Origin of the sequence: Methanosalsum natronophilum, assembly GCF_024808815.1 — an archaeon.
GTDB lineage: Archaea > Halobacteriota > Methanosarcinia > Methanosarcinales > Methanosarcinaceae > Methanosalsum > Methanosalsum natronophilum.
On the sequence record NZ_JANUCS010000027.1, the window covers coordinates 1 to 11953 of the forward strand.

Here is an 11953-nt window from a genome sequence, read left to right on the forward strand (position 1 = left end):
GCGTAATTGTGTTTGTTCTTAGTTTTTGTTGATTTTTCATCGAATAATACAAAGCTAAGAACACTTTTATTAATTGTGACTGGCAAACTTAGGTTAATAATAAATACAGGTATTCAGTAGAAAACGGTTTTTTACCCTGCAATACATGAGTATGATTATTTACCCAAAATTTGCCCCAAACATATTGTAGCACTGGATAGCTATTATTATCAATTACACTTCCATCTTCTGCCATTAAAGTAAAAGTACCATCAAAAATGTAGTCGTCAATATAATCCATTATGGAAGTTGCTCCATAATAAGGAAATTTACCTCTTCTCTTTTCTCTTTCTCGTTTTGAAAGTGGGATTCTTTTAGAATCAAATATTTGAGCGATGTCTTCTATCCTTCCAACTTCCCACCCCGGCGGAATCTCACCGAGTTCTGAATCCACCATCTCGCCACCGTTTGACCTATAAGGTTCTCCATTCTCATCTGGAAACTCAAAGTCAATGAACCAGTGCTTGAAGATAGCCTGTGCGATTTGTTCAAGGGTTTCGTTCATCTGACGGTTGAGTTCGATTTTGTCGTCGAGAGTCGAAAGGATGTCTGCAACAGCTTGTTGCTCTGCTACGTCAATCGGACAAGCGAAGTTATAGAGTTTTATCCTAGAAGGCGAGGTGTGTTTTACTGTGGATCCTGTGGCAGACCCTACAACAAACCAATTATACCTCTTAGTTCTCAAAACCCAATGTAAAAAGTCACTACTTATTGAATCTGAATTGAATTTGAGGAGTCCCAATCTTTGATTATGCAAATATTTTCTCTTTCTTGACCTTGGGATCTTGGCAGCATAACCCAATGTATCTCCTTTTTTGCTCAAATCCGTCATAGTGACTACAATATCATTTTCTTTCAGTATATAATCCACAGGATAATCTTCTGTAGTGAATTTGAATTTATCATCTTTGAATCCTCCACCAACATGAAAATTACCTGGAGTTAAAACTACATTTTCGTTTTCTTCCTCGGTAAAAAACTTCCCTTTAAATGCATATCCATGTTTTATATCTACAAAGTCTCCAACTTTTGCTACAGCCCACTCATCAGGTATCAAACCTATTTCGGTTACCTTGAAACCATATTTACAACTCATACCCAATCTCCCTTAAATTATCTCTAATCTTATCCTCAAGCTCATTGGATTTCTTAAACTGTTCCGACAGCTGTGAAGTCAATCGCTCCATCTTTTCCTCAAATAGCTCATCATCTTCTTCCTCTTCTGCAAATCCAACATATCTTCCTGGAGTTAGTACATAGTCATGTTTTCTTACATCATCAAGTGTAGCAGACTTACAGTAACCAGGAACATCTTCATATTCTCCAGTATCAGGTTCACCACGCCATGCATGATAAGTATCAGCGATTTTCTTAATATCTTCATTCGTGAGTTCTCGGTGGGTTCGGTCTACCATTACACCCATATTTCTGGCATCTATTAACAGCACTTCACTTCTCCTGTCTCTAAATCGGTGATTCTTTTTATCACGTGTAACGAACCAAAGACTGCATTTAATTGGAGTATTATAGAACAGCTGTCCAGGCATTGCAATAATACAGTCAACTAAATCGTCTTCAAGTATATTTTTCCGAATCTCACCCTCATCCGAAGTATTGGACGAAAGTGATCCATTAGCTAAGACGAACCCCGCAATACCAGTTGGTTTCAGGTGATATATCATATGCTGAATCCATGCATAGTTCGCACTGCCTTTAGGAGGAACTCCATACTTCCACCTGACATCTTCCTGTAGATTTTCACCTCCCCAGTCACTTATATTGAATGGTGGATTTGCGAGTATGTAATCTACTTTCAGGTTAGATGTCAACTACGATGAGCTCAGTCCGGATATTCCATTGAACCAGGGACAGATACTTCTTAGTATAATCCGCATGAATTCATATAAAATAACCATCTTTAAATAATTTTGAAGCAAACTAACTGCCGATAATGAGATCTGGAGAGAGATAACCTGTTAAAAGTGGCAATACAGATTAAGGACGGCGATTCTTATGGGGTGATGAAATAATGGGCCAACTGGTTTCCCAACTTGTCACCATGCCAGAGGGAAAGACGCTGGAGTTCAAGCGTGACATTTCCTCGCCAAAGAACATCATCAAGACGCTTGTAGCATTTGCCAACACAGCAGGAGGGCGTTTGCTCATCGGGATCGAGGACGATACCAGGAAAATACTTGGGGTCGATGAACCTCTGGATGAAGAAGAACGCCTTTGCAACCTTATTGCTGACAACATAGAACCCCACTTAGTTCCAAATGTTGAGTTATTCTCTCTTGAAGATAAGACCCTGCTAAGTGTAGAAGTTTATCCAAGCGGTCTACGTCCTCACTGGATAAGAAAAGAAGGTCCAGATGAGGGTGTTTATGTACGATTGGGTTCCACGAACCGAAAAGCTGACAGGGAACTTATTGCAGAGCTTAAGCGTACCACTTCAGGTATATCTTTTGATGAACAGCCGCTTCCTGACAGGATAGTTGATGATCTGGACTTTGAAGCTGCATCCGCTTGTTTTGAAAGACACAGGAAATTTGTGAAAAAAGATCTGGAATCCCTGCGCCTTGTTGTCCCTCATCAGGGACATCTGGTACCTACAGTAGGTGGTATGTTGCTTTTTGGAAATGACCGTGATACGATCTTCCCGGATTCGTGGATACAGTGCGGACGGTTCATCGGTAAGGACAAAGCAGACATTTTTGATCATATAGATATCCATGAACACCTTCCAGTGGCAGTTGAGAGAGTAATGGAATTTCTCAAGAAACATGCCATGCGAGGTGCGGATTTTTCAGAATTTAGACGTAAGGACGTATGGAGCATTCCACTTACCATCCTGCGTGAAGCAGTGATCAACGCTGTTGTCCATGCAGACTATTCACAAAGAGGGGCACCTGTCAGAGTCGCCTTTTTTGATGACCGTATTGAAATAGAGAATCCTGGCATACTGCTTCCAGGTCTAACAGTTGAAGACATGCTGCAGGGTGTTTCAAAGATACGTAATCATGTCATTGCTCGTGTTTTCAGAGAACTTGACCTGATAGAACAATGGGGAAGTGGCGTTCGCCGGATGTTCAGTGAAGCTGAAGCCTTGGGGATTCCTCAGCCTGAAATAATTGAAGTGGGAATGAGAGTGAGGTTGATTGTCTATCTGGTTGAATCTATCAGAGTTCAAACCCCTACCCAAATTACGGCTGAAGACGAAACACGGCTAAAGTCACGGCTAAAGTCACGGCTAAAGTCTGAACTTGCGGCTAAAGTAGTTTTTCTTATGGCTGAGGGCCAGGCGAGTAAAGCTGAACTTGCTCAGGGACTGGGACATAAGTCAGTATCCGGAGAGCTGCATAAGCAAGTTAAAAATCTACTGGAACTTGGTTATATTGAAATGACAATACCAGATAAACCACGGAGTAGCAAGCAGGAATATCGTCTGACGGCAGAAGGTAAAGCAGTCTTGACTGAAGAAGAAAGGGAAGTGTGAACACCTATTGGTTTAAGACCTCGACGTTTTACGCTCTATCTCACATTCCCCAAGTCGACAATAAGGATATATTTGACTCAACAAAGCCAGAAACTGTTTATAATGTCTTTTAATCAAATATTTCTCAAGCAGTTTACCTAAAAAAGAGCAATTAATACAAAAGTATCTACTGGTCCATTTATAGTATTGCTTCCATGGTTTGTGAAATTCTCTTGTAATGAGTCATGCATAAATTCAAGTCATTATGGTTGATTATATATCAGTGATAAACTATATTCTACATCATTTCGTGAATTAGAAGCGTCTATTATCAAGCCATAACCGGGTTCAATATCAATAGTATCGTTGTAGTATTGTGTGTTTCTTTCATAGACGATACTATCTCTTTGAATATTGGATCTTTTTAAGAAAGCATTATAATACTCTCTATCCGGAATAATATACAAATCTACACCTTCCTTACTCTGGAACATTATTGTAACTTCCGCATCAAAATCATGGCCTGTACGCTTATCATAGATATTTAGATACTGAACTAGCCCTCTTTCTAACTTGTCATCATAGATTGTTTCAAAACTTGCAAATACAGCTGTTATATATAGTGTGACACCTTTTCCCCCATAATGATAAGTTTCAGTAGCTTCTACACCTATACCAACATGTTCCCAAAGTTCATCATAATCTAAGATTGGAATTCTATGTCCTGGACTAGCAATCCAGCCCTTAACAACTTCTGCACCAACGTCAGTATCCCTTGAACTTAATGGAAAGTAGTATAGGTTTTCAGTTGCAGCAAAATAAAATATTTCTTCTTGTTTCAGAGTGTCACCTATAAGGTTACCATCAAGATCAACATGAGCAAAATAATCACGTTCAATCATATCTCTACTTTTGTCTTTAGCGATCTCATCAAGGAGTGAACTTCGTCTAAGTTCACTGATCCCATATTCAATCCTTTCTTCATTCATTATATTGAAGATATCATCTTCTATTTGGGATTCATTGATATCTGTAACTCTAAGTGGCAAAAGCGATATATCATCGTCATTGACCATTATGTACGCTGAAAATAAAAGAAGTATGATAAAAATAAAAGAAATGCCTAAAACTATTTTGGAAGGGAAATTTGATTCTTTAGTTCTAACACCACAGTGATGACAGATTTTAGCATCCTTGTCTTTTAATTCGTTTCCACATTTTGAACAGAAATTGGACATACTAAATCACATATAAAAGTAATTGTATATTAACCTCCTGAATTTGAAAATTTATATTACAAGTGGAATTTTAACATTTTGTTTTTTTTAACCCCTTCTTTAGATTCTAACTTGTTCTAACCCGTTTTTATTTTATCAAATATTTCAAGTATATAGTCATATAGAGTATTTTTTCTTGACATATTTTTAAAATACACTCTCATAGAACATACTTAACAATACCAAAAATGGGTGTATTAATTTTATATAAGGGTTGTATACCTCGCTATTTTACAGAGTGTTTTTCCATACACTCTTTAATCCCATAATTAAACGGGGTATAGTTCCTAGGTATGGAAAATCACAATTCAACTTTAAAAAAAGGTGATATACCAATGCCAGAGATCAGAAAACTTCAGAGGTCTACAAAAGGCCAATATTGGTTAGGAATGCCCATGCACCTAGTCAGACTTTGTAATTTCGAGAAAGGACAACCTTTCTTTGTAACGATCGAGAACAACAAGATAATAATTGCACCAGCAGCAGCAAATGGCCACAAACCTACTCCTGCTGCTGGAGATAACTAGATCAAAAGGAGAGACCTAGTATATGCCAGATTTAACACAAAATGATATAAATCCTTTTGTTTTCGCTAAAACACATAGAGAACTATTAGAGAATTTAGCAAAACATGGTTCTGCAATTGAAAGAGCTATGGCAAAAGCTTACCTTGACCTTTATGGTGGTGGTTATAATGTGTAAACCACAGTTTGAAGAAACAACTGAAGGTATTAATGACTTCATCTTTTTTCACCAAAAAAAACAGATTAGTTCAAATCCTACCTGGGACCCAAGGATTTTTTCATGGAAATATGAAAAGATTGCTCAATATATCTTAAATCGATTCGAGACCACAAATGATAGGCTAGAATATTATACTGCAGCTATTTTTCTATGGGGTTTTATTGAACTTGATAAGCTAGCAGTTCCATTTCATGAAAGAAAAAATAAATTTCTTGTGAAAAAGGGCTCGATAAAAAAGACTTTATCATCAAAGAGTGGTCAAAATGAGTAACATTACTTTTTTAACCCCAGAAAATGCTGGCTCATTGGAATATCTAGTAACTTGTGTAAATGTTCAGGAAAGTTCCTTGGGCCTGATAATAGATGATGATGATGATAATAGTAACTTATCAAGATTAGAAAATATTCATAGACATTGGTTAAGGGGTCCAGGGGAGACCCACTTGACCAAAAATGTCAGGATATTGCATTATTTTCTATGTAACTCATGGTATAAAAAAGATACTCATATACTCGTAATTAAAACCCATTATGTTCTTAATTATTTGAAAATGGAGAGCCATGCACCTACACTTATAGCCAGATATATACTACAAATATCAAGAGTTATTGGTAGTTCCAGAATCCTTGCAAAGCAGAATAAAACCGTTGTTTCATTTTCGCAGGTATATTTCATCATACAACAATCTCTGCTGGATAAAATGGGAGGTGGATGTAACTGATAGCATTAGAGGATCCTGGAACATCAACTCTCATTAACCTTGCTCATGAGATCGAACATGTTGTTAAATCCCCACCTTTAAAAAATGGAGAATCAAGCATTTATCATATTTACATTTCTGGGAAAGAAATGGTCATAACCTCTACTGAACTTGTGAAAAGTCCATGGAGATTTATTGCATTATACTATGACCTTTTTGGGAAAGTGTTAGACATAAAAAAAGAAGTTTGGCCTAAATTTGTTGAATATATTGCTGATAAAGCAGTTGAAGGTGATATTGAAGAAACGGGGCCAGTGATTGCAGCAGATATACTGTTCGAAGAAATGTGTGCAACAATGACACTTACTCTGGATAAGGAATTATTGAATCAAAGAGAAATGTGTCATTTTTTCGTGTACCACAACCCACACGGTAAGGCTTACTTTGTAGTACCCTCAGCTGCAATCGATACAAGAAGAAACAATAAGTCTATACATATTTCAATGGAAGATGTCAGTGCAGCTATGACTGCAAGGAAATACAAGCTTAGTAACACCTTTGGTGTTAAGGTAACAGGTACTAACATCAGATGTTGGTGGTTCTATCCGCAGGCTCTGGAGGAACAAGGTATGGATCTTACAACTCTGGGGGTGGTGTTGTGAAGCTAGTAACACTATATAGACTATATTTTAATCTAAGAAAAGGGTGTTACTCCTGTTACCTTGTTACTAGTATAGTGTTGGAAATTGTTTTTTTGGTAACACCCCTATATGCTAATGGTGATACCCCTGTTACTAAAAAGGAGGTATACCTATGAACAGCACCACTATTTGGGGCGCTCCAGGTACAGGTAAAACACATAACCTTATCCAAAAATATCTCGATCTATCAGGTAAACACAGTACTAAAATGCTAATCACGTTCAGGAAATCAACAGCTGATAGTATCAGAGAACAATTGAATACAGTTTCAGACCAAGAAGTAACCAAATCTGAAGTTAACACCACACACGGAGCATGTTATCAGTTACTGGGTGGTAAAGAATATGCTAAATTAATTGAAGCAAAAGATTTTAAACAGTTCTATAAGGATACAGGATTTAGTTTACAACCTTATAACATAGAGCACTGGGATGTTTCCAACGGTTCTAAAAGTATATTGGAAGCATACAATTGGGCACTCAATACTTTAACTCCAATTGAAGAGATATACAAATATCCACAATGGGGAAGTTTAGGGGTACCTGTTCCAAAAGCCGTTGAATTATTAAATGAATTTGAAATATGGCGAGAATATAATGGGAAACTTCTCTTCTCCGACATGCTGTACAATGTATACAAAACACAGATGAGCCCAAATGTTGATTACTTGTTAGTGGACGAGTTCCAGGATTTTACTAAACTACAGTATGAGATATTCAAGGTATGGGCTGCGGATGCAGAAGAGGTTGTCATAGCTGGAGATCCCTTACAATCAATATATGGGTTCTGGGGAGCTTCTCCAGATTACTTTAAAGATACTGCTTTTAAAGAAATTGTGCTTGAACAGTCTTACAGAGTACCAAAGAAAGTATGGGCATTAGCATTACAGATAATCAAAATGTATGGAGAAAAAGCACCAGGAATAGCTCCAAAAAATATTGATGGTTCAATTAGAACAATAAATTCAGGACAGTATCTGCAAGATCCAACCGCCTGGGAACACCTTACAAAAAGGATATTCCATTTAATAAGATCAAATTATCAGGCCCATGCGGTTGCTGGAGAAATGGCTAGAGCTGGTATACTATGGAAAGGTCTTGACGGCTGGACACCTGAACTTATTGAGCTGCATAACACTTTCACGTTTTACCGTGAAAATCGGGTATTAAGAGATGCTGATATTCAGATCTTAATGCAACATTACCCAAAAAGGATGTTTACCTGTATTGGAAATGAGGGTAGTTTATCTGCCCAAAACTTGGATATGTTTGGGGTAGGTGAAGAAACTATTTATTCAGTCCTTGAGTCCGATACCCCTGGTTCTTTCATTTCAAAAGGTCTCAAAGCTGAGAAGATCAATAATGCTCTTGAAAGACATCCTTATGAACTTGACCATAATTCCATTAATACTTACCTTTTAACTATCCATGGTGCTAAAGGACTTGAAGCTGATAGGGTTTTCCTTCATACCGGAGTCACTAAGAACATACAAAGAACAATGTTCATCAACCCTACTGAAGAGGCCAGGGTATGGTATGTTGGTGTGACCCGAACCAGTGATGAGCTCATTATTGTTCGGGATAAAGGAATAAATTATCCAATTCCTCTTGTGGGGGTAGTATAATGGAACTATCAAATCACCATATTCTAGGTATCCAAAAACAATTCTTGGACACTTTACAACAAAAGTATTCTAACAAACCTATTCTGATAAAGGCAATTGAAGGTCCAATGCCAAAAGGCCAGGATCCGGACTTGTACAAGTGGACCTTTTACAAGGATATATGGAGTAAGGTCAAGTATCCAATATATACTCGACTTATAATGCCAAACGAACTCTTCATTGATCCTGATCAGAAAGATTGGGGGTTAATGAAACAATCAGTTGAAAAGTTACGAAAATATTGTTTAGGTAACAATATACCTATATTTGAGTTCGCCTTCTCTGGTGGAAAAGGTGTACATGTATCCATCATTTTTAACAGTTTCAATGTGGATACTGAACTAAAAGATAGATTAGATGAACTGAATATTGACATTATGCAGGTAATGAGGCAAACCATCATTACAATGTTGTTGGAAGATGCTGATATTGATTTTGAGGACCTTGGACTTGACTGGTTAAAGATCAATTTTAGTGCACTGAACAAAGGATCTATGGTAAGATGTTTTGGAGCATTAAGAAATAATGGGCAGTATAAAACACAATTAACTGATCTTAGTATACCTAATACACCATCAGATACTTTCAGATTACCTCTAAAGATACCTGAGAGAATTGATGGTTGGGATCTACCAAAAAAGTATCAATCAGCAATTGTGCTTGAATTTGAAAATGAATGTTCCAGAGTAATACGTGCACAAAAACATGCATATGATAATAAAGATATCAATGCAGAATTGTTTGATTTTCCCTGTATACAGTACATTGATACAAACATTGAGCACATGAATACCAAGAGATACAATGCAGCTCGTGGGATTGTATTATTGAATAAGAAACTTGGAAAAAATAGGGAAGAAACTCAACAAGTAACTAACTTTATTCTAGCAAAGTGCAAGTACTGGCATTCTAGGGAAGAGTGCAAACATTATGTCTCAAATGCAACAAATGCATTTGATTATGATTATACTTTCTCATGTAAACAAATGAGGTTAGTTGTGGGTACTGGAGGATGTGAGAAGTCCAGATGTCCACTCTCAGTTAAAAAGTTGGAACGGGAAAATGTATCAAAAACTGTGGTTACCCAAGAATACTGGCCACCATGTATCAACCAATTATTGTTGAAAAGACATGGAGAATTGAATGACATTAAATGTTTATTGCTCTCATCATTTATTGGGCAGATGGGTTGGGAATACGAAAATGGATTTCAGCTTTTTAGACAGGTATGTAATGACAGGTCTAAGTTCGATAGTGGGTTTACACGATACAAAACAATGTCATGCAAACAAATCAGGCATAATTTGAGGCATATATGCACACCTGATATTAAATGTATGTTAGGGTCCAGTCCAAGACAGATCACATTAGCTTTCCAGAGTTGGGAAGATCGTGCTGCAATTTCAAGTACTAAAAATATGGGGATTATTATATGAGAATCATTTTTATTGATATTGAAACTGAAGGACTCGATCCTTTTACAGATAAACTTGTATTACTTCAATTGATGTATAATGGGGGTGAGATCAAGTTATTAGATTATACTGAAGTTCTAAAAGTTAAACAATTAATTGAAACCAGTTTAATTGTTGGTCATAATTTAAAGTTTGACTTGAAATTCTTGAAATATCAGTATGGTATTAATCCGAAAAACGTATACGATACAGAAACAGCAGAACATGTTATAACAGGCGGGTTGTTAGTAACAAAAAAGAACACTACAAGACTGCAAGACCTTACTAACAAGTACCTGGGCTTTTCTTTAAAGAAAGATGAACAAACTAGTTTTAAAAGAGGCCAGGAACTAACTCCTGAACAGATACAGTATGCTGAGAACGATGTGAAGTACCTAAAAACGATTTACTATGCACAACAAAAACTTATCCAGCAAATGAACCTCCATCAAACCATAGATATTGAGATGAAAGTATTACCTGCAGTGGTCAATCTTGAGCTTGCTGGTTTTTATTTTAATTTAGAGAAATCAAATGCTTTTGCAGCAGTTGTTAATGAAAATAGGAATAGAGCAAAAGAACTTATCTTGCACGAGTTTTCAAAGACAACAAAAACAAAACAAGTTACTTTCAATATGAGTGGAGAAACAGATTCAGTGTTTGGTGGTCATCTAGCACCAGATATTAACCTGAACAGCTCTGATCAGTTGATAAGAGTTCTTGGTAAACTTGGTCTTGAACTAGAATCCACGGGTTCGAGCGTGTTACAGGACCATTTAGATGTACCTGTCATACAGCACCTTCTGGCATACAGGAAAGCCGAAAAGATGTTGAACACCTACATAAAAAAACAAAAAGGGTATATTAACCCGGTTACAGGAAGAATTCATGCAAATTTCAAGCAATATGGTGCCAATACTGGCAGGTTCTCTAGCTCAAAACCTAATTTACAGAATCAACCAAGGACCAATGAATGGAGAAACCTGTTCACAGCACCACCCGGGAATAAGATAATCACTGCAGACTACTCTCAGATCGAGTTAAGAATATTAGGTGAAGTTGCAGGAGATCCCGAATTCATCAAAGCTTATATGACAGGTGAGGATCTGCATACAAAAACAGCCTCAAACATTTTCAATAAACCAATTTCCCAGGTAACAAAAGAAGAGAGATCTGTTGCTAAAACAATTAATTTTGGTGTTATATATGGCATGGGCCCAAAAACACTCCAGTCAAGGTTACTCGAAGCTGGTACAGTTATTACAAGGCAAGAAGGAATGAAATACATCAAACAATTCTATGCATCTTACCCCATAATATCGAACTACCTTCAAGATATTGAGAAACATGGACTCCAAGAACTGTGTTTAAGAAATAGAGCTAATAGGCATTTAAAGCTAGCTCGTCCAATGTCTGAAATTGAAACATATGGGATCAAGAACAAATGCAGAAATTTACCAATACAATCATTATGTGCTGATATTCTAAAGACAGCTCTAGCTTCACTTGACGTAAAGCTTGAAACGACTGGAGCAAGACTGGTTAATACTGTTCACGATGAACTTGTTTTTGAAGCACCTGCACAAGACTCAAAAACTATAGCTGAAACAATTACACAAGAAATGGTGAAAGCTGGTCACCAGTTTCTAAAAACAGTTCCTGTGGAGGTTGATGTTAGTATCGGAGAATGTTGGAGTAAGTAAAATACCAAATGAAAATGAATATTTTGTTGCCTTTTTAGGTTAGATACATGGTCTAAAATTGGCTTGATAAAAATATAATAAGAGCTAAATTTACTTTTACTAGAGACTGTCGGATAATAACAGATTCAAGTATCATTCATTTGATTAAAACACAAGTTTAAGACTTTAATTTGTTTTATGAGGATATTCAGAAATT

12 protein-coding genes are annotated in these 11953 nt (G+C 36.8%); 9 read left to right on the top strand and 3 right to left on the bottom strand.

Annotated elements, in window-relative coordinates:
* Positions 1 to 88: 88 nt before the first annotated feature.
* Both J2T59_RS09880 and J2T59_RS09885 read right to left on the bottom strand, forming a co-directional pair.
* On the bottom strand, positions 89 to 1135 hold the full coding sequence (locus J2T59_RS09880) for a restriction endonuclease subunit S (RefSeq protein ID WP_259135769.1): 1047 nt from the start codon (positions 1133 to 1135) through the stop codon (positions 89 to 91).
* Entirely contained in the window at positions 1125 to 1868 is a 744-nt protein-coding gene (locus J2T59_RS09885; RefSeq protein WP_259135770.1) for an N-6 DNA methylase, read from the bottom strand. The genes J2T59_RS09880 and J2T59_RS09885 overlap by 11 nt, the downstream gene beginning before the upstream one ends.
* Before the next feature lie 230 nt (positions 1869 to 2098).
* Here J2T59_RS09885 and J2T59_RS09890 point away from each other — a divergent pair, with 230 nt between their 5' ends.
* Positions 2099 to 3535, top strand: coding sequence for an AlbA family DNA-binding domain-containing protein (locus J2T59_RS09890; protein ID WP_259135771.1), 1437 nt, complete (start codon positions 2099 to 2101; stop codon positions 3533 to 3535).
* A 242-nt stretch (positions 3536 to 3777) separates the two neighbouring features.
* Here the strand turns inward: J2T59_RS09890 and J2T59_RS09895 are convergent, their stop codons facing one another.
* Positions 3778 to 4752 carry a CAP domain-containing protein gene (locus tag J2T59_RS09895; RefSeq protein WP_259135772.1) on the bottom strand — a complete coding sequence of 325 codons (975 nt, stop codon included), beginning with the start codon at positions 4750 to 4752 and terminating at the stop codon, positions 3778 to 3780.
* A gap of 332 nt (positions 4753 to 5084) precedes the next feature.
* Here J2T59_RS09895 and J2T59_RS09900 point away from each other — a divergent pair, with 332 nt between their 5' ends.
* The 8 genes from J2T59_RS09900 to J2T59_RS09935 all read left to right on the top strand — a co-directional run bounded on the left by J2T59_RS09900 (position 5085) and on the right by J2T59_RS09935 (position 11757).
* On the top strand, positions 5085 to 5318 hold the full coding sequence (locus tag J2T59_RS09900) for a hypothetical protein (protein WP_259135773.1): 234 nt from the start codon (positions 5085 to 5087) through the stop codon (positions 5316 to 5318).
* Positions 5319 to 5340: 22 nt separating this feature from the next.
* Positions 5341 to 5493 (top strand): hypothetical protein, encoded by a 153-nt coding sequence (locus J2T59_RS09905; protein WP_259135774.1) that lies wholly within the window; start codon positions 5341 to 5343, stop codon positions 5491 to 5493.
* Positions 5486 to 5806, top strand: coding sequence for a hypothetical protein (locus tag J2T59_RS09910; RefSeq protein ID WP_259135775.1), 321 nt, complete (start codon positions 5486 to 5488; stop codon positions 5804 to 5806). The genes J2T59_RS09905 and J2T59_RS09910 overlap by 8 nt, the downstream gene beginning before the upstream one ends.
* Positions 5799 to 6257 carry a hypothetical protein gene (locus tag J2T59_RS09915; RefSeq protein ID WP_259135776.1) on the top strand — a complete coding sequence of 153 codons (459 nt, stop codon included), beginning with the start codon at positions 5799 to 5801 and terminating at the stop codon, positions 6255 to 6257. The genes J2T59_RS09910 and J2T59_RS09915 overlap by 8 nt, the downstream gene beginning before the upstream one ends.
* A gap of 128 nt (positions 6258 to 6385) precedes the next feature.
* Positions 6386 to 6898 (top strand): hypothetical protein, encoded by a 513-nt coding sequence (locus J2T59_RS09920; protein WP_259135777.1) that lies wholly within the window; start codon positions 6386 to 6388, stop codon positions 6896 to 6898.
* A 151-nt stretch (positions 6899 to 7049) separates the two neighbouring features.
* A complete protein-coding gene (locus J2T59_RS09925; RefSeq protein WP_259135778.1) occupies positions 7050 to 8561 on the top strand; it encodes a UvrD-helicase domain-containing protein in 1512 nt (503 codons plus the stop codon).
* Positions 8561 to 10036: a hypothetical protein gene (locus tag J2T59_RS09930; RefSeq protein WP_259135779.1), complete on the top strand. Its 1476-nt coding sequence runs from the start codon at positions 8561 to 8563 to the stop codon at positions 10034 to 10036. The genes J2T59_RS09925 and J2T59_RS09930 overlap by 1 nt, the downstream gene beginning before the upstream one ends.
* On the top strand, positions 10033 to 11757 hold the full coding sequence (locus J2T59_RS09935; protein WP_259135780.1) for a DNA polymerase: 1725 nt from the start codon (positions 10033 to 10035) through the stop codon (positions 11755 to 11757). The genes J2T59_RS09930 and J2T59_RS09935 overlap by 4 nt, the downstream gene beginning before the upstream one ends.
* The last annotated feature ends 196 nt before the right edge of the window (positions 11758 to 11953 follow it).

Excerpts from the sequence above, each read along its gene's own strand:
- J2T59_RS09935 (WP_259135780.1), top strand. The coding sequence starts at position 10,033 with ATGAGAATCATTTTTATTGATATTGAAACTGAAGGACTCGATCCTTTT.
- J2T59_RS09910 (WP_259135775.1), top strand. The coding sequence starts at position 5,486 with ATGTGTAAACCACAGTTTGAAGAAACAACTGAAGGTATTAATGACTTC.
- J2T59_RS09895 (WP_259135772.1), bottom strand. The coding sequence starts at position 4,752 with ATGTCCAATTTCTGTTCAAAATGTGGAAACGAATTAAAAGACAAGGAT.
- J2T59_RS09915 (WP_259135776.1), top strand. The coding sequence starts at position 5,799 with ATGAGTAACATTACTTTTTTAACCCCAGAAAATGCTGGCTCATTGGAA.
- J2T59_RS09925 (WP_259135778.1), top strand. The coding sequence starts at position 7,050 with ATGAACAGCACCACTATTTGGGGCGCTCCAGGTACAGGTAAAACACAT.
- J2T59_RS09920 (WP_259135777.1), top strand. The coding sequence starts at position 6,386 with ATGGTCATAACCTCTACTGAACTTGTGAAAAGTCCATGGAGATTTATT.
- J2T59_RS09900 (WP_259135773.1), top strand. The coding sequence starts at position 5,085 with ATGGAAAATCACAATTCAACTTTAAAAAAAGGTGATATACCAATGCCA.
- J2T59_RS09930 (WP_259135779.1), top strand. The coding sequence starts at position 8,561 with ATGGAACTATCAAATCACCATATTCTAGGTATCCAAAAACAATTCTTG.
- J2T59_RS09890 (WP_259135771.1), top strand. The coding sequence starts at position 2,099 with ATGCCAGAGGGAAAGACGCTGGAGTTCAAGCGTGACATTTCCTCGCCA.
- J2T59_RS09880 (WP_259135769.1), bottom strand. The coding sequence starts at position 1,135 with ATGAGTTGTAAATATGGTTTCAAGGTAACCGAAATAGGTTTGATACCT.
- J2T59_RS09905 (WP_259135774.1), top strand. The coding sequence starts at position 5,341 with ATGCCAGATTTAACACAAAATGATATAAATCCTTTTGTTTTCGCTAAA.